Origin of the sequence: Paraburkholderia sediminicola, assembly GCF_046026855.1 — a bacterium.
GTDB lineage: Bacteria > Pseudomonadota > Gammaproteobacteria > Burkholderiales > Burkholderiaceae > Paraburkholderia > Paraburkholderia sediminicola_A.
The window spans coordinates 151171-168011 of sequence record NZ_JAQQET010000014.1; the positions used below are offsets into that span (position 1 = coordinate 151171).

Consider the following 16841-nt stretch of genomic DNA (forward strand, 5'->3'; position numbering starts at 1 on the left):
CGGCCAGGCTGGAAAGAAAGCTCCGTCCACGCACTACCGCGACGCGAACACCTTGATCGGACAACGCCTTATTGAGTTGTCAGATTCTTATGGGCGTTATGTCTTTTCCGCCCGCCCATATGTGTCTTCGAATCGCACGATGTCATCTTCGCCGAGATAAGCGCCGGATTGCACTTCGATTGGCTCAAGGGGGATCTTGCCCGGGTTCTTCAGGCGGTGCGTGATGCCAAGTGGAATATAGGTCGACTGGTTCTCTGTGAGGATGATCTTATTGTCACCGTTCGTCACGAGTGCTGTGCCCTTCACGACGACCCAGTGCTCGGCACGGTGATGATGCATCTGCAGGCTCAGCTGCGCGCCAGGGCGCACCGCGATGCGTTTCACCCGGAAGCGCTCGCCGCCGTCGATGCCTTCGTGTGAGCCCCAGGGACTGCCACACGACGATGCGTGACTGACTCGTGGCGGCCCGCCGCGTTTAACTGGACAACGATTTTCCTGACGTCCTGGACCTGGTCCCGATTGGCAACCAGTACGGCATCAGCGGTCTCGATGATGACGACATTGTCGAGTCCGATGGCGGCCACCAGTCGGTGCTCCGCGCGCACGTATGAGTTGCCCATCGCTTCGGTGAAGACGTCGCCAAGACGTGCATTGCTTCGGGCATCGTGTTCCGCAATGTCAGCAAGCGCAGTCCACGAGCCGATATCGTCCCAGCCGAGGTCTGCTGTGGCAATTACCGCAGCGCGTTTCGTTTTCTCCATCACAGCGTGGTCTATCGAAACGTTCGGACAGGCGGCGAAGGCTCTAACGTCGAGACGCGTGAAGTCATTGTCGAGCTGCGCCCCGTCGAGCGCAAGCTCTGCCCGTGCGGCGATTTCCGGTTCGTAAAGGCGCAGTTCTTCGATGAAGGTCGAAGCCCGCAGCATGAACATGCCGCTGTTCCAGAAGTAGCCGCCTTCACAGAGGAAACGCTGCGCTGCGGCCTTGTCCGCGGTTTTTTGACGAATGCGTCCACCGCGAACGCACGGGTGTCGCCGTCAAGCTGCGCGCCCGCACGCATGTACACATAGCCGGTGTGCGGCTTAGTTGGTGCAATACCGAAAGTGACCAGATAACCGTTTTTTCGCGATCTCCGCCGCGGCTTCCGCTGCCTCGACGAACGCCGTCTCGCCGTTAACCACTTGATCCGATGGCAGAACGAGCAGGATGGATTCCGCTGATTCGCGCATCGCGGCCAGCGCGGCAACTGCAATGGGAGGTGCGGTATTACGGCTGACAGGCTCCAGTACGATCGATGCAGCTGCAATGTCTACCGGTCGCAACTGGTTAGCGACCAGAAAGCGCTGTTCATTGTTCGTGACGACGATGGGAGCCGCGACGTTCTTGATACCGCGCAGGCGCAATACAGTTTGTTGAAGCAGCGTGTTTTCGCCGCTTAACCTGAGATACTGCTTCGGATACGCTCCCCTTGACATTGGCCAAAGTCAGGTGCCATTTCCGCCGCAAAGAATCACTGGATGAATGTACATGGCGTCACTCCCTGTCTAAGATTTTCTGTATCCGGAGATGTGTATGTGAGCACGGGAATCAAACGTGTCATTGGGGCGCGGCGTTGCTCATGGATACTTTCACGTCCGTGCGCTTTGCATGCCGTGCCAAAGGCGCGAGCGCGCTGCCGCCTGAGGGCGTGCCTGCGGGTGATGATGCCATTCATTGACGCGCAATTGACGGTGGCGCAGCCCTTGTCTGGCGATTCGCTGACGCGGCCTTCGAAGTGCAATCAACCCAGGCGAATCCCTCGGCACACCCGTTGACTGCTAGCGCCAGTGACCTATCCATATCCGCCTGATGTCATACCCTGCACCAGCCGACGATTTTCTCCGCCGCCGGAGTATCGGTGAAGCACGAGGTAACGTCGCTCGGGCGGCGCCATACGATCTCGTAAGACACAGGCCGCCCGGCGCCTTTTCTTGAACGCCTTTTTTGACACCAATCACGCCATACCGTTGCCCGGTCCCTGGATTTACGACAAAGCTGGCGTCACGCTTTGGCTTGAGCATCCAGCGCATCTAGCGCATCCGGCGCGGCCAGATGTCCGCGCGCAACATCCGCCTGGTGTACATAGTCGTACGCGCCTATACCATCCGGCGTTTCATGCTGGCCGCCGAACCTCCGTAGCTTCGCGAGCTTGCCAACGGTCTTCTGCGCTGCATACGGCATCAGATTGTTCGGAATCCACGCCTGATCTTTGCAGATCAAAACGGTATCCCGCGCGCCCACCGGATTGAAATAGCGCAGCGGCGCAATCCGCAAGTTGGGTCCGGGATTTACAGATCGCGCATCGCGTCGGGTTAAGGTCAGCAGACTGACGCGGCCGCTGTGCGGTAGTGCTCGACTGGCTTCGCAGCGATCCCCCGGCTGCCTCCAACGTCGCGAGGCCCGGCTTCTGCATCTCCCGATGGCTCATCGTATAAAGCCTGCGTCTGGTTGCATTCGCTCAAGTTCCCGACACCAGGCTTGCGACTGTGCGCTGGCTGTATCGGCAGAGTCACGATCGAGAACCAGCATCAATAAGAATGAAATCCCCATGAAAATGAAAAGACGATTTGCTGGATATCTCTTCCCATCCGACAGGAGCGTCGTGCGCGTCGAGCAGAGTGAGCGGCACGCGTGTGACAAGCCGACTTCGCCTGGCCCGCGCGGTGGATGCGATTGAGGAGCGCGATCCTCATTTCCATCGCTGGCGTGCACCTTGCAGTCCGCCACTACCGAGGTAACCCAATGGCCAGTATCCGCACATTCTGGCGCGTAGTCTGGGGCGAGTGCTTCGCCCTCTTCATGGAGTGCGTCAAACCTCCAGTCGCAATGGCATGCCGCCTGAGCCGCAGTCGCAAAAAGAGGTTAATTTTATCCGGCAGAGTGCTTTGTTGACGTGGAATCAGCCGTTTAACGACTCGCACTCGTGACTTCGCGTTCAGTTATTCAGGAGGGAGACTGGCATTGCGTCGGTTATCTGCCTCTTCCGTCTCGCAGTAGTCTAACTTTCCGCACTAAATAAAATGGAGTGCGAATTAATATTTTGCGAAACCCGGGTGAATATCTCTCTCCACACGCGCCCACGATTCCTTCCGCCTGGCTCCTCCTGAGTTTCCCTTCTGCGTCATTCGTACTGCGATCCTTCGCGTAAGCACGCCGCATCTCCATCTCCAATATCAGCTCACCGTGCGTCTTGCGCGGTCGTCAATCGACGGAACCGTTCCTGCGCACCCTGATTCGTCGACTTGCATCTGTGTTTTCGTGCGTGAAGATGGACCTGTGTTCTTCGCATCCGAACGAACCACCTGTCCCATTCATCAAGGAGAAACTTCATGCAGAGCAATCGTCCTCAGCCCCGTCTTAACTTCGTTGACCCGGCTTACGCAGAATTCCCGTGGTTTCTCCACTGGCTCTTGAACAGCCTGGGCGCGATCGGCCTGGCTGCTCCGTACCTGACGGTGCTGATCCCGTGCTTCGCCGCGGTGTGGGGTGCAGACCAGTTGCAGGCGCTCTTCGGCTCCGCCGCATACGGAGCCGTGTCCGCCCTGATGTCGATGATCAGGACCGGTGCGGTGATATTTGGCGTCGAGATGCTGTTCACGATGTATTGGACGCGGCACGAGTGGGAGGAGGTCGTGCGCAGGCTCATCCACGAGACGTGCGAGGAAATCCTGCAGCTGTGGCTGCGCTGACCGGCGGACGTCCTTCCACCATTACCTGGAGCAACCATGAAACACCTCGTCCGTTCTGTATCCCGTTTCGTCCTGCACTTCATACTTGCGACAGTGCTGTATGGCTGGGCATGCGCGATCCTGCATGAACTCGCATCGGGGAAGCTGATGCTTGCCAGAAACCGGCCGTTGCTACTAGGCGTCGCCGTCGCACTGGCGGCGCTATTCTGGTTCCTGCATCGCAGATATCATCTCGCTCGGCGCGTCGTCCTCTTCGTGCTCGGACTGGCGGCGCTTCAATCTCTTGTCCATCTGGATCGCCCCTGGCTTGCGGCGTTTGCCGGGTGTCTGGTGTTCGCGGTGGCAGCGGGCGTCTGGTACCGATGGGCCCACCCGCTCTTGCCGGCAACTCGCAGGGCAACCGTCCCCGACGCCAGACGCGACAGTTACTTCCAGGCTGTCTTTCCCGGAGCAGCGTCACCGACGCGGCCGTCGCAACCCGCAGCGTCTGCGTCCGTCCCTGATCCAGTTCGTGCCGCTGAACCTGCCTACAGTTTTGATGAACTCGTCGCGCAGCCGCGTTTCGATTTCTCCCGGATTGTCGGAATGGCTCAGACAAAAGCGAGATTGCTCGGTGCCGCACGCGACGTCATCGGAAATCCGGAGCGCGCGCGCAACGGCATCCTCCTGTCCGGACAGCCCGGCAACGGCAAGAGCATGTTCGCCGAGGCGCTCGCCGGCGAACTGGGCGTGCCATTTTTCGCACTCGACTACGGTTCGGTCGCAAGCAAGTGGATCAACGAGACGCCAGCGAAGGTCAAGGCTGCATTCGCTCAGGCGCTGAAGCTCGGCCACGGGGTCTTCTTCATCGATGAATTCGATAGCTACGTTAAACCCCGCGGGGAGGGAACACACCCCATGGACCGGGACCTCACGAATGTGATGCTCACTGAGATCGTACGCATGCACGGCACGCGAATCGTCCTGGTCGCCGCGACAAACAACGTCGCCGCGCTGGATAGCGCGGCGATTCGCGAGGGCCGGTTTGACTTCAAGGTCCAGGTGCCTGCGCCAGATCTCGAAGCCCGCAAGGCCATACTCCGTCACGCGGTCGCCGAAGCAATGGGGTTCCATGCGCTCACCGCACCGATGCTCGCAAATCTCGCAGCCCGCTGGGAGGGATTCAGCGCCGCACGCCTCACGGCGATCGGGCGCGAGCTGGCTGACATGCGTCGTGAGGGTGATATCGGCGAAGGCAGCCTGAGCTTCGATGTTGCGATGCGCGCGATGCGACGCTTACAGGGCTCCAAAGGCCGGCTTCCTGAAAACGTGAAGTCGATCGACGAAATCATCATGCCGGATGTCTCGCGCAACGATCTGCACGATCTCGCTTTCAGGTTGCGACACGCCTACGGCCTCGAGCGCCTCGGCGGCAGCCTGCCGCGCGGCGTGCTGTTTTACGGGCCGCCTGGTACTGGCAAGACGCAGGCGGCCCTGGCACTGGCCAAAGCCAGTGGGTACGCGTTTCTGAAGACGACGGGCGCCGAGCTGCTCGCGAACCCTTGCGCATGGGACGGGCTCGTCAGGGACGCGAAGGACCTGCGCCCAGCGATCGTCTTCATCGACGAGGCGGACGATGTGCTGGGCGAGCGCCGTATGTCGGGCGTCGCCCCGCTCACGAACAAAGTGCTGACGACACTGGACGGTGCGGACGGGCGGCTGCCGGACGTTCTGTACATTTGCGCAACGAACCATCAGGATGCGCTCGACCCGGCCGCGCTTCGTGGCGGGCGACTTGAAGAGAAGGTCGAGTTCTCGGTACCCGAGTATGACGCGCTCGCGTCCTATGTCCGCATGCGTTTCAGGATCATGGCGGGCGACGTGTTCGCCGTCTCACGCCACACGATGGACTGCGCTGTCGCCGGTCTGAAAGGACATTCGATTGCTGATGCTGACGCGGTGTTGCAGCGAACCATTGACGCGGCAGCCGTGCGGCATCTACGTGAAGGCACTGCGGTGATCACTGCGGAGGATGTGCGTACCGCGTTGCGCAGCAGGTTCGCCCTAGGTTGAAGACAGCGCCGCAAGCCTGTCGCCTTGCACGCCAGAGTTGGCGCGATATCGTCACGATGTGCGCCACAACAACGGCGCACAACTCCCTATAGAGAAGGAATTACGATGCGACTTCTTATCCTCGAGACCACTTCATTTGACGCCGTGAAAGAGCGTATGGATGCAATCCTCAACGGCACACATCCTGATTCAACATGGATACTCTTCGATGAGCCAGAGGGTTTGCTTGGGACCGTTACTGCGAAACGCATGGAGATCATCCGGCTGCTGCACGACGAAGGACCGATGACGGCGGAGGCGATTGCCGTGCGTCTGAAGCGCGGCGGGATGATGGTGGGCCACGATCTCGACGCGCTTCTCGACTCGGAAATCATCGACCTCGATCGGGATGCACGTTACCTGTTCGGGTTCGATGGTATCAGCATCCGGTTGCAATTCCCGCACGCTGAACCCAGGGGGGCGCAGTCCTGAACACGGACACATGCGAAATGGTATTTGCATTCCATCAATCGGGCACCATCCGAATCAGCCCTCTCGTGTATCAGTCGGTTCCGGCGCACGGGAAGCTGCACCTCCGGTACATTCATCGAATCAGATGGCCTATACCTCGCCAGTGCTCCCCATTGCGGCGAAGGTATGGACTGGTTCGTGCGTGAGCCGGCGCACCGGGGCGGTGTGTCTTTTGCCGCTCGACGCTCATGGCGACGCCTTCGGCTGGTTCATAAAATCCGGTTCACGACGCGAGCTCATTAACGCTCTGGGAGATGGCATCCGGATAAACGCGATCATGTGGCTGCAGTGGCGAACGGGACGACCATGTTGCGGCGAGCACGAAAACCCTGGTGCCCCCTTCGCCCCCGGGCGACGCTTCCTGCGACGCTAAACACTGTGGAGGTCGGCGATCTGGGTCGCCGGTGCGACCGACCTTGGTCGAACTGTTTCCAGCAAGCGTCCGCGCTGCCGCTCAAGGTCTTATAGCGCAAGGTCTCATAGCCAGCCCTGGCCATGCGCCGAGCGCGCTTGCGCCCGCGCTCGTCCCGCCGATGCCGATGGGCCACAATGCCGGCACCGCGCCCGGAGCGACAGCGGGCTTCTTTACGCACGCAGCGGACATCCCTAGCTTGAATCAGGCGTCGGACTACTGGCTCAACGGGAGCATCGTGGCGGATACAGAAAGGGGCGGGCAGGAAGCGGGGGAAAAGCAGGAGGAGGCGGGACGAAGAGGGCAGCTATGCACGGATGCCGCATTTCACGGCATCCGTGCATGCGATGGAGATCAGTTAAAGCCGTTCGGATTCCCCTCCTGCCACCGCCAGTGATCCGCGCACATCCTCTCGATCCCGAACTCAGCGCGCCATCCAAGCACATCCAAAGCCGCCGCCGGATCCGCAAAACACGAAGCCACGTCACCCGGCCGTCGCGCCACGATCTCATAAGGCACAGGCCGCCCAGAAGCCTTCTCGAACGCCTTAACGACATCAATAACGCTATACCCCTGCCCAGTCCCGAGATTCACCACAAAACTGGCATCGCGCTTAACCAGCGCATCCAGCGCGGCCAGATGCCCACGCGCCAGGTCCACAACGTGGATATAGTCCCGCACTCCCGTGCCATCCGGTGTTTCATAGTCGCCACCAAACACCCGCAGCTTCTCCAGCTTGCCGACAGCCACCTGCGCCACATACGGCATCAGGTTATTCGGAATACCCGCCGGATCCTCTCCAATCAAGCCGCTCTCATGCGCGCCAACCGGATTGAAATATCGCAGTGTCGCGATCCGCCATGAAGCATCCGCCACTTCCAGATCGCGCAAAACCTGCTCGGCAATCAGCTTCGACTGCCCATAAGGATTGGTGGCCGACAGCGGAAACGATTCGTCGATTGGCGAACTCTCGGGCACGCCATACACCGTTGCCGATGAGCTGAACACGAACTGCTTCACGTTGCGATCGCGCATCACGCCGAGCAGCGCCAGCAAACTGCCGACGTTATTGCTGTAGTACTCGATCGGCTTGGCGACCGATTCGCCCACCGCCTTCAGCGCGGCAAAGTGAATCGCGCCGGTGATCGGGTGGGCGTCGAAAATACGGTTGAGCGCCGCTTCATCGCGCGCATCGGCTTCGTAGAAGCTCACGGCCTTGCCGGTAATTTTCTCCACGCGCCGCAACGATTCGCGGTTGCTGTTCACGAGATTGTCGATTACCACGACGTCGTAACCGCCGTTCAGCAGTTCGACACACGTGTGCGAGCCGATAAATCCTGCACCGCCCGTTACCAGAATCGTACCCTTCGTGGTCATGCTGTTGCTCCGTTAAAGTAAAACGCCCGTCATTTTCTGCACCAGGTCTTTATACGTTTCGACGACCACACGTTCGTCGAACTCTTGCGCGACTTTCTGTCGTCCGCGTTCAGCCATTGCGCGGCGCTCGGCGCTGCTCATGTCGAGCATTTGCGCCAGCTTCGCCGTGAGACTTTCTACATTGCGCACTTCGCACAACAATCCATTGATGCCGTCCGCCACCACTTCACGGCAGCCGGGCACATCTGTCGTGACAATCGGCCGGCCCATCGCCGACGCTTCCATCAGCGTGCGAGGCACGCCTTCGCGATATGACGGCAGTACGACGCAGTCCGCGCCGGCGATGAGAGGCCGCACGTCGTGCGCCTCGCCAAGATACTCGATGATGCCTTCCTGCTCCCACGCAGCCACCTCTTCGCGTGTGATCGCGCTGGGGTTGTCGACGCCGACGGGGCCGAGCAATTGGAACCGCGCCTGCGGATAACGTTCGCGCAAACGCCGCGCCGCTTCGACATATTCGCCGACGCCCTTGTCCCACAAGAGCCGCCCGATCAGCACGAACTTGAATTCCGCCTGCTCCGGCAGCGGCGTGAAGGCGAACTGTTCGAGATCGACGCCTTCGCCATGCAGCAGCCGCGCACGCTCAGGATGCACCAACAAATTCTGCTCGACAAACGCGGCCTGGTCGTCGCGATTCAGGAACCAGACTTCGCGCGGGAAACGGAAGGCGAAACGGTACAGTTTTTTGGCGACTTGCGCCGCGCGGCTCTGCTGGATGAACACGTAGCCGAGCCCGGTTGTCACCGCTACCGATTGCACGCCCGCCAGTTTCGCCGCGACCGAGCCGTAGATGTTCGGCTTGATCGTGTAGTGGAACACGACGTGCGGGCGAATGCTTCTATACAAACGATACAACGACAAAAGTGTACACAGGTCGTCTCGCGGGCTGGTGCCTTTGGACGCCACCGGCAATTCGATGCAGCGGCACCCCATCGCGGTGAGCAACTCGAACGTACGGTCGCGCGGCGCGAGCACCGTCACGTCGACGCCGCGTCCGACCAGCATGCGGATCAGTCCTTGCCGATACGTATAGATTGCCCAGGCGGTGTTACAGACGAGTGTAATGCGCAGCGCGGGCGTCGACTTCAAGGCAGGCTTCATGCGGGAACGGGCTCGACGGTGAGTGACGGGTGAATGACGAGGTAACGGCATCAATGGCTCGCGCGCGGCGCGAGCAACGTGCGTTTGACCCGCTGCAATGCGCGGTAGGGGGTCACCAGATGCAGCAGGTTTTTAGCGAGCCCCAGCCAATCGTACGGATTGGCGACGTTGAAGTAGCGCAGTTGCAGCCGGAGCGTCGAGTTGACCTGGCGGCGCCGTTTGGTCGCGCTAATGCCGCCTTCGTTCAGCTCGTAATAGAGTCCGAGTTCCGGCAGATTCGCGCAGTCGTAGCGCTCCATCAGACGCACGAACAGATCGAGGTCTTCGGCGGACGGATAGGCCGCGCGATAGTTGCCGACCGTGCGGATCGCGTCGATACGCAGCATCATCGAAGGGTGCGCCAAGCATGAGCGGAAGAAGCGCAGACGCCGGATCTCATTCGGTTCGGCAGGCGGCGTCAGCATGAAGAGCGGTTTGCCTTCACGCGTGACGACCTGCGTCCACATGCCGAGGCCGGCCACGTGCGGATGCAACTCCATAAACCCGCGTTGTTTGGCGAGCCGCTGCGGTACGCTGCGGTCGCCCGCGTCGATGCGTGCTGCGTAACGAAAGCCGCGCTGGGCGAGGGCGTCGATGCCGGTTTGCAATGCGCGCTCGATGCCGCCATTCTGTGGCATGCGCAGCACTTCGATCTTCATGTTCGGGATCGCCGGTGCGACGATCGGTGGCGTGCTGCCGTCGTCGACGATCAGCACATGCACGAGCGCGCTTTCGCTGAACGAGGCCAGCGTGAGATCAACGTCGGCCTGGCCGTTGTACGCGGGCATGAGCACCGCGACGTCGTCGAGGGAAAGCGCTGTGGCGGATGAATTCGTCATGGGCGCAATTTGAAACGAATGTAATAAAGATTAACCGACGCAGCGGCGAGATAACCGGCCGCGAGGCCGGCCAGCGCACCGTAAGCGCCAAACCGCGGAATCGCCAGCAGATTGACGATGAACGCAACAGCCAGCGCCAGCAGCCACTTCGAGAGCAACACGAATTTGGCCTGATATTTCAGCACGATCAGATTGCCGATCGCTTCGACCCCGGCCGGCACGGAAAGCCATACGGCCCAGCGGAAAATCTCGATCGCGCCTTCGAAGTCCGGCCCGAACACGCGGCGGATAATGATGCCGGCGAGCAGATCCAGCACGATCGCGCCGCTCACCATCAGCGCGGCGGTCATTGCGGTGAGCCGCCACACGTTGCGGCGCAATTGCGCGGCGTCCTGCACGCGGTAGACAAAGGCGGGCGCAATCGTCTGCGCAAGCATCAACGCGAGCGTGATCCAGTTTTCGTTCAACTGTTGCGCGGCGGAATAGCGGCCGAGGTCGGCGAAGGAAATCGCCCGTTCTAGCATGAGTCTGTCCAGTTTCAGGAACAGATACATACAGATCAGGCCGAGCCAGAACACCGTGCCCGCAGTCGCGAAGTGCTTGAAGAGCGAACGGTCGAGGCGCCAGCCGAGCTTGCCGCCATGCCGACGGATGTAATAGATCAGCAGAACCGCGCCGATCAATGCCGATTCGGCGGCCCACAGCCAGCCAAAGCGCGCGGGTGTTGCCATTGCGCGCACCAGCAGATAGACGAAGCCGGCCTTCAGCACCGCGGTGCTCATGCTGGTAAGCAACTGCGGCTTGCTATACGTCATGCTTTGCAGCCATGCGTTGATCACGCCGACGAACGGCTCGCGGAACAGCATCGTCACCGCGAGGCCGGCGAGCATGGCGCCCACCAGCGGGTCGAAGAAGTGCAAAGCGATGCCGAGCCAGGTCAGCAGCAGCGCCCCGACGGAAACCGAAAGGCGCAGCGCGAAGGCGCTGCCGAGCACCGTGCCCAACTGGGTTGGCGGCCGGCCAACGATGGTAGGAACCAGAATTTCCGCGCCGCACACCCAGGTGATCGGCGAAAGCACCAGCAGCAGCGTGTTTGCGTACTGCCATTTGCCGAAGATGTCCGGCCCGAAGTAGCGCGCCAGCATGCCGCTGATCACGATCGCCACGCCGATCTGCGTAAGCCGCTCCAGCCCGAGCCAGACGATATTGGTGAAGGCGCGCGTGACGTCGGGATTGGCGAAGCGTTTGAGCGTCAGCATCCGGTCGCCGCTCGCCAATCCGGTTGCGCGCGTTGCATGTGTTGTGCGGGGGACGCAACGTGCTCCAGGGCGCAATGTGTAACAGCCCACCTGGCCGGCTGTCGCGGCAACTTTGCAAAAGCAGGGCGTCTAAGCATTAGAATGGGCGTCTATTAGGGTATGTCCGAAAAGCGCAATTATAAGTTGGAACCGGATCGCTTCCGGCAAGGGCGCATCGCTCGGGTTTCAGATAGTTTTACCGATCCCTCGGCAATGCGCCGGTCAAAATTTTCCATTGCACGCAAGTGAGCCAACATGATCTCCAAATCTATTTTCAAGGCGTATGACATTCGCGGCGTCATCGGCAAGACGCTCGACGCCGACGCAGCACGTTCGATCGGCCGCGCATTCGGCAGCGAAGTGCGGGCGCAAGGTGGCGACGCCGTGGTGGTCGCGCGTGACGGCCGCCTGTCGGGTCCAGAGTTGATTCAGGCGCTGTCGGACGGTCTGCGTGCGGCCGGCGTCGACGTGGTCAACGTCGGCATGGTGCCGACTCCGGTCGGCTACTTCGCGGCCAGCGTGCCGTTGAAGCTCGATGGCGGCGAACGCCGTGTCGATTCGTGCATCGTCGTGACGGGCAGCCACAATCCGCCTGACTACAACGGCTTCAAGATGGTCCTGCGCGGCGCGGCCATTTACGGCGAGACGATCCTCGCGCTGCATCAGCGCATCGTCGACGAAAACTTCTCTGAAGGTAGTGGCACGTACACTGAGTACGACATTGCCGATGCGTATCTGGATCGCATTACCAGCGACGTCAAGATCGCACGCCCGATCAAGATCGTGGTCGACACCGGTAACGGTGTGGCAGGCGGCCTCGCGCCGAAGCTCTTCAAGAAGCTCGGCTGTGAACTGGTCGAACTGTTCACGGAGATCGACGGCAACTTCCCGAATCACCACCCGGATCCGGCTCACCCGGAAAACCTCCAGGACGTGATTCGCGCGCTGAAGGAAACGGATGCAGAAATCGGCTTCGCGTTCGACGGCGACGGCGACCGCCTCGGCGTCGTCACCAAAGACGGCCAGATCATCTATCCGGACCGCCAGTTGATGCTGTTCGCCGAAGAAGTGCTGTCGCGCAACAAGGGCGCGCAGATCATTTACGACGTGAAGTGCACGCGCAATCTGGCCAAGTGGGTCAAGGACAAGGGCGGCGAACCGCTGATGTGGAAGACTGGCCACTCGCTGGTCAAGGCGAAGCTGCGCGAAACCGGCGCGCCGCTGGCAGGCGAAATGAGCGGCCACGTCTTCTTCAAAGACCGCTGGTACGGTTTCGACGACGGCCTGTACACGGGCGCACGTCTGCTGGAAATCCTCACACGCGTGGCTGATCCGAGCAAGCTGCTGAACTCGCTGCCGAACTCGAATTCCACGCCGGAACTGCAACTGAAGCTCGAAGAAGGCGAAAACTTCGAACTGATCGCGCGTTTGCAGCAAAACGCGAAGTTCACAGGCGCGGACGAGGTCGTGAAGATCGATGGCTTGCGTGTCGAGTACCCGGACGGCTTCGGCCTTGCGCGCTCGTCGAACACCACACCGGTGGTGGTGATGCGTTTCGAAGCCGATAGCGACGAAGCACTCAAGCGGATCCAGGAAGACTTCCGCCGCGTGATCATGGCGGAGAAGCCTGACGCGAAGCTGCCGTTCTGAAAGCTTGAGCGGCGGCGCGGTTCTTCATGAGCTGCGGCTGCTGTCGAACGCGGCGCGGGTTCCACTTACCGCGCCGCGTTTTTTCATGCCATTTACCCGTGTCGCGCTAGAATTGCGGTCCTCGTGAGAAAACGCCGGGCCGTCCCAAGTTTTCTCACCCCCCTCGGGGGGGCCTGGCGCGTAGCGGCAGGTTTGGGGGCGCTTTTACTAAAACGCCGGGCCGTCCCAAGTTTTCTCACCCCCCTCGGGGGGCCTGGCGCGTAGCGGCAGGTTTGGGGGCTCTCTTAACGCACTTCGGGCCGGATAGCCGGTTTTCCCACACTTGAGCGTGCAAAAGATACTGATCGTGAGGGTGTCGTCTTTAGGCGACGTCGTTCACAACATGCCGGCGATCGCCGACATCCGACGCCGCCATCCCGACGCCCAGATCGACTGGCTCGTCGAGGAAAGCTTCGTGGGGCTCGTGGAGCTCGTCAGCGGCGTGCGGCGGGCGATTCCCGTGTCGCTGCGGCGCTGGCGCAAGCGCATCCTGTCCATCGACAACTGGCGCGAGATCGGCGCGTTTCGCCGCGCGCTCGCCGCCGAGAACTACGACCTCGTGATCGACTGCCAGGGGCTCATCAAGACTGCGTGGGTCGCGAGCATGGCGCGCGGACCGCTGGTCGGCCTCGCGAACCGTACCGACGGCGCCGGTTTCGAATGGCCGGTGCGCTTCTTCTACGACAAGCGGGTGCCGATCGAGCCGCGTACCCATGTGGTCGAGCGCACGCGCCAACTGGTGGCCGCAGCGCTGGACGACCCGCAGCCGCAACCCACCGACGAAATCGACTTCGGCATCGACACCGGGCGCGCGGCGCTGGCTTTGTCGGAGGCCAATCTGAACCTGCCAGTGCCTTATGTGGTGTTCGTGCACGCCACCTCGCGCGCCGATAAGCAGTGGCCCGATACCGCGTGGATCGAACTCGGTCAGTCTCTGGTGCGGCGCGGCGCGTCGATCGTGCTGCCGTGGGGTAGCGAGGCAGAGCGCGTCACCAGCGAACGCCTGGCGAAGGAATTCGGCGCCGCGGCCATCGTGCCGCCCAAGCTGTCGTTGCCGGCGGTGGTCGGCCTGATCGAAGGCGCCGTCGCGACAGTCGGGGTTGACACAGGTCTAGTTCACATTGCCGCGGCGCTGAAGCGGCCGACAGTCGAGTTGTACAATTTCGCCACTGCGTGGCGTACCGGCGGCTACTGGTCGCCGAATGTCGTCAATCTCGGCACGGCCGGCAAGCTGCCCACGTTGCAGGAAGTCAAGTCCGCACTGGCCGGTTTCGGCCTGCTGTAGTGTTGTGACGCGGCGTGCTTCGCCTTACGCTCCATCCGTTTTCAAGGGCGACCATGAACGAAACCCAGATCATCGAAGTAGCGAACGCTGACTGGCACGGAAGCAATCTGTCCGTGCCGCGCGAGATGCTGCTGGCCGGCGTCGAACGCGGCAAAGTGCTGTATTTCCCGAATCTGCGCTTTGCGATCGAAGGCGGCGAACAGGCCTTGCTCGATCCCGCACTGGCCGATCCGAGCCGCAAGAACATCAGTCTGGAGCCGAACGGCGGTGCCTTGCACGGCGTGGCCGGCGACGCGGTCACGCAATCGGCGGTGCGCGCGTTGATCGCGCGTTATCAGGCCAATGCGCGCACGCTGGTTGACGGACTCTTTCCCGAATACAACAGCAAGTTGCGCGTCGCGCCAACGAGCCTGCGGCTGCATCAGGTGGAAGGGCGCGAGACGTCCTGGCGTAAGGACGATAGCCGTCTGCATGTCGATGCCTTCCCGTCGCGGCCGAATTACGGCGAGCGCATTCTGCGCGTGTTCACCAATGTGAATCCGCATGGCGCACCGCGTGTGTGGCGCGTCGGCGAACCATTCGAGGATATGGCCAAGCGCTTCTTGCCGCGCATCAAACCGCAGATGCCGGGCTCCGCGTGGCTGCTGAACCTGCTGCACGTCACCAAGTCGCCGCGCAGCGAATACGACCATTTGATGCTCAATCTGCACGACGGCATGAAGGCCGACCTCGAGTATCAGAAGTCGAGCCAGCAGGAGACCATGCCGTTTCCGCCGGGTAGCGTCTGGGTGTGTTTCTCCGACCAGACTTCGCATGCGGTGATGTCCGGCCAGTTCATGCTGGAGCAGACCTTCTTCCTGCCGGTCAAGGCGATGGCGCAGCCGGACTGCGCACCGCTCGGCATTCTCGAGCGCCTGAAGGGCAGGGCTCTCGTTTGAGCGCCGCTGTCTGTTTCGATCGCGCGGTGAAACGCGCGCTTGCATTCGGATTCGCGCGCGGGCGTGCGGAGTCCCGATGCTGAGGGTGATTTATAACGCGCTCTGGTGGATCGTCGCACCGGTTGCCGTGCTGCGTTTGCTGATCCGTTCGCGCAAGGAGCGTGGCTATCGCGAGCATATCGCCGAGCGTTTTGGTTACTCGCGTGGCCGGTTGCCGGAAGATAACGCGCCGTTGATCTGGGTGCATGCGGTGTCGGTGGGCGAGACGCGTGCCGCGCAACCGCTGATCGACGCGCTGATCAAGGCGCGTCCCGACGCGCGAATTCTTTTGACGCATATGACGCCGAGTGGCCGCGCCACCGGCGAGCAGATTTTCGGCGACCGTGTATTGCGCAGCTATCTGCCGTACGACATGCCGCATGCGGTGCGGCGGTTTTTGCGGACGTGGCGGCCGTCGCTCGGTCTGGTGATGGAAACCGAAGTGTGGCCGACGCTGATCGACGAATGCCGTCGCGCGGATGTGCCGCTGGTGCTGACCAATGCGCGGATGTCGGCACGTTCCTACAAGCGCGCGGCGAAGTTCGGCAATGCGACCAGGGACGTGTTCGGTGGATTCGCGCGGGTGCTGGCGCAGAGTCCGTCGGATGCGGAGCGGCTTACTGCGCTCGGCGCGCGGAACGCCGCAGTGCTCGGCAATCTGAAGTTCGATATGAGCACGCCGCCGGAACTGGCGGCGCGTGGTCATGCATGGCGTGCGGCGATCGGCACGCGGCCTGTGTGGGTCGCCGCAAGTACGCGCGAAGGCGAAGAGGAACTGGTGCTGCAGGCGTTCGCGGCGTTGGGCATCGACGATGCGTTGCTGATCCTGGTTCCACGTCATCCACAACGGTTTAACGAAGTGGCGGCGTTGGTCGAGAAGGCCGGCTTGCATCTCGAGCGGCGTTCGACGTGGGCGCCTGCTGCTACGGTGGCATCGGCTGCAGCTTCAACTGCAGGCGGCGGTGCGTCCGCTCTGTCTTCCGACGTGAACGTGCTGCTCGGTGATTCGATGGGCGAGTTGGGCGCTTACTATGCCGCCTCGGATCTGGCGTTTATCGGTGGGAGTTTGCTGCCGCTGGGCGGGCAGAATCTGATTGAGGCCTGTGCGGTCGGCGTGCCGGTGCTGATCGGGCCGCATGTGTTCAACTTTACGCAGGCCACCGCAGACGCGGTCGCGGCGGGTGCGGCGGTGCAGGTGCAGGATCCGGCTGATCTGGCACGGGCGCTTCGCGAGCTCTTCGGCGACAAGGCAAGGCGGCTGGCGATGAGCGGTGCGGCCTCGGCGTTCGCCGCGCGCCATCGCGGCGCGACGGCACGGACTGTCGATGTATTGATGGCGTTGCTGCCGGAGTGAGGGATTCGAGCGGCGCTAAGGTGGTGCTCGCGTTATCGCTTCGCGTGCTGATAAATCGTATATTCTGCCAACACCGGGCTTAAGCGTTGATGGCCCTGTGATCCAAACTGCCTTTTTTCC

The 16841-nt window shown here is 61.6% G+C and carries 13 protein-coding genes and 2 pseudogenes; 7 read left to right on the forward strand and 8 right to left on the reverse strand.

Annotated elements, in window-relative coordinates; all coding sequences use genetic code 11:
* Nucleotides 1-96: 96 nt before the first annotated feature.
* From PQR40_RS17485 to PQR40_RS17500, 4 genes and pseudogenes are all read right to left on the reverse strand, one after another.
* Nucleotides 97-384, reverse strand: coding sequence for a cupin domain-containing protein (locus tag PQR40_RS17485; RefSeq protein WP_408358845.1), 288 nt, complete (start codon nucleotides 382-384; stop codon nucleotides 97-99).
* Complete coding sequence (locus PQR40_RS17490) at nucleotides 381-620, reverse strand: hypothetical protein (RefSeq protein WP_408509497.1); 240 nt, start codon at nucleotides 618-620, stop codon at nucleotides 381-383. The genes PQR40_RS17485 and PQR40_RS17490 overlap by 4 nt, the downstream gene beginning before the upstream one ends.
* A 99-nt stretch (nucleotides 621-719) precedes the next feature.
* Nucleotides 720-1475: pseudogene (locus PQR40_RS17495) on the reverse strand (sugar phosphate nucleotidyltransferase); the annotation flags it as partial.
* 342 nt (nucleotides 1476-1817) lie between these two features.
* Nucleotides 1818-2319, reverse strand: a pseudogene (locus PQR40_RS17500) (Rossmann-fold NAD(P)-binding domain-containing protein); the annotation flags it as partial.
* A gap of 1049 nt (nucleotides 2320-3368) precedes the next feature.
* On the opposite strand from PQR40_RS17500, the gene PQR40_RS17505 reads away from it, so the two are divergent.
* The 3 genes from PQR40_RS17505 to PQR40_RS17515 all read left to right on the forward strand — a co-directional run bounded on the left by PQR40_RS17505 (nucleotide 3369) and on the right by PQR40_RS17515 (nucleotide 6251).
* Nucleotides 3369-3728 carry a hypothetical protein gene (locus tag PQR40_RS17505; RefSeq protein WP_408358841.1) on the forward strand — a complete coding sequence of 120 codons (360 nt, stop codon included), beginning with the start codon at nucleotides 3369-3371 and terminating at the stop codon, nucleotides 3726-3728.
* A gap of 36 nt (nucleotides 3729-3764) precedes the next feature.
* Nucleotides 3765-5780, forward strand: a complete 2016-nt coding sequence (locus tag PQR40_RS17510) for an AAA family ATPase (protein WP_408509475.1) — start codon at nucleotides 3765-3767, stop codon at nucleotides 5778-5780.
* A 105-nt stretch (nucleotides 5781-5885) separates the two neighbouring features.
* The gene (locus PQR40_RS17515) at nucleotides 5886-6251 is read left to right on the forward strand and encodes an HVO_A0114 family putative DNA-binding protein (RefSeq protein WP_408509476.1); all 366 of its coding nucleotides are present in this window, start codon (nucleotides 5886-5888) and stop codon (nucleotides 6249-6251) included.
* Nucleotides 6252-7056: 805 nt separating this feature from the next.
* On the opposite strand, the gene galE is transcribed toward PQR40_RS17515, so the two are convergent.
* From galE to PQR40_RS17535, 4 genes are read right to left on the reverse strand one after another with little or no spacing between them, the layout of a single operon-like run.
* Entirely contained in the window at nucleotides 7057-8079 is a 1023-nt protein-coding gene (galE, locus tag PQR40_RS17520; protein ID WP_408509477.1) for a UDP-glucose 4-epimerase GalE, read from the reverse strand.
* Nucleotides 8080-8091: 12 nt separating this feature from the next.
* Nucleotides 8092-9240, reverse strand: a complete 1149-nt coding sequence (locus PQR40_RS17525) for a glycosyltransferase family 4 protein (protein ID WP_408509478.1) — start codon at nucleotides 9238-9240, stop codon at nucleotides 8092-8094.
* 50 nt (nucleotides 9241-9290) lie between these two features.
* The gene (locus PQR40_RS17530; protein WP_408509479.1) at nucleotides 9291-10118 is read right to left on the reverse strand and encodes a glycosyltransferase; all 828 of its coding nucleotides are present in this window, start codon (nucleotides 10116-10118) and stop codon (nucleotides 9291-9293) included.
* A complete protein-coding gene (locus PQR40_RS17535) occupies nucleotides 10115-11377 on the reverse strand; it encodes an oligosaccharide flippase family protein (protein ID WP_408509480.1) in 1263 nt (420 codons plus the stop codon). Before PQR40_RS17535 ends, PQR40_RS17530 begins: the two co-directional genes overlap by 4 nt.
* 294 nt (nucleotides 11378-11671) lie before the next feature.
* Between PQR40_RS17535 and PQR40_RS17540 the strand changes: the two genes are divergently transcribed.
* The 4 genes from PQR40_RS17540 (at nucleotide 11672) to waaA (ending at nucleotide 16721) form a co-directional block, all read left to right on the forward strand.
* Nucleotides 11672-13066 carry a phosphomannomutase/phosphoglucomutase gene (locus PQR40_RS17540; protein ID WP_408509481.1) on the forward strand — a complete coding sequence of 465 codons (1395 nt, stop codon included), beginning with the start codon at nucleotides 11672-11674 and terminating at the stop codon, nucleotides 13064-13066.
* Nucleotides 13067-13388: 322 nt separating this feature from the next.
* The gene (gene waaC / locus PQR40_RS17545) at nucleotides 13389-14390 is read left to right on the forward strand and encodes a lipopolysaccharide heptosyltransferase I (RefSeq protein ID WP_408237333.1); all 1002 of its coding nucleotides are present in this window, start codon (nucleotides 13389-13391) and stop codon (nucleotides 14388-14390) included.
* Between the two features lie 53 nt (nucleotides 14391-14443).
* On the forward strand, nucleotides 14444-15328 hold the full coding sequence (gene kdoO, locus PQR40_RS17550) for a Kdo hydroxylase KdoO (protein ID WP_408237336.1): 885 nt from the start codon (nucleotides 14444-14446) through the stop codon (nucleotides 15326-15328).
* Nucleotides 15329-15404: 76 nt separating this feature from the next.
* Nucleotides 15405-16721: a lipid IV(A) 3-deoxy-D-manno-octulosonic acid transferase gene (gene waaA, locus PQR40_RS17555; RefSeq protein ID WP_408509482.1), complete on the forward strand. Its 1317-nt coding sequence runs from the start codon at nucleotides 15405-15407 to the stop codon at nucleotides 16719-16721.
* Nucleotides 16722-16841: the final 120 nt, after the last annotated feature.

Excerpts from the sequence above, each read along its gene's own strand:
- kdoO (WP_408237336.1), top strand. The coding sequence starts at position 14,444 with ATGAACGAAACCCAGATCATCGAAGTAGCGAACGCTGACTGGCACGGA.
- PQR40_RS17510 (WP_408509475.1), top strand. The coding sequence starts at position 3,765 with ATGAAACACCTCGTCCGTTCTGTATCCCGTTTCGTCCTGCACTTCATA.
- PQR40_RS17540 (WP_408509481.1), top strand. The coding sequence starts at position 11,672 with ATGATCTCCAAATCTATTTTCAAGGCGTATGACATTCGCGGCGTCATC.
- waaA (WP_408509482.1), top strand. The coding sequence starts at position 15,405 with ATGCTGAGGGTGATTTATAACGCGCTCTGGTGGATCGTCGCACCGGTT.
- galE (WP_408509477.1), bottom strand. The coding sequence starts at position 8,079 with ATGACCACGAAGGGTACGATTCTGGTAACGGGCGGTGCAGGATTTATC.
- PQR40_RS17505 (WP_408358841.1), top strand. The coding sequence starts at position 3,369 with ATGCAGAGCAATCGTCCTCAGCCCCGTCTTAACTTCGTTGACCCGGCT.
- PQR40_RS17525 (WP_408509478.1), bottom strand. The coding sequence starts at position 9,240 with ATGAAGCCTGCCTTGAAGTCGACGCCCGCGCTGCGCATTACACTCGTC.
- PQR40_RS17515 (WP_408509476.1), top strand. The coding sequence starts at position 5,886 with ATGCGACTTCTTATCCTCGAGACCACTTCATTTGACGCCGTGAAAGAG.
- PQR40_RS17530 (WP_408509479.1), bottom strand. The coding sequence starts at position 10,118 with ATGACGAATTCATCCGCCACAGCGCTTTCCCTCGACGACGTCGCGGTG.
- PQR40_RS17535 (WP_408509480.1), bottom strand. The coding sequence starts at position 11,377 with ATGCTGACGCTCAAACGCTTCGCCAATCCCGACGTCACGCGCGCCTTC.
- PQR40_RS17490 (WP_408509497.1), bottom strand. The coding sequence starts at position 620 with ATGGGCAACTCATACGTGCGCGCGGAGCACCGACTGGTGGCCGCCATC.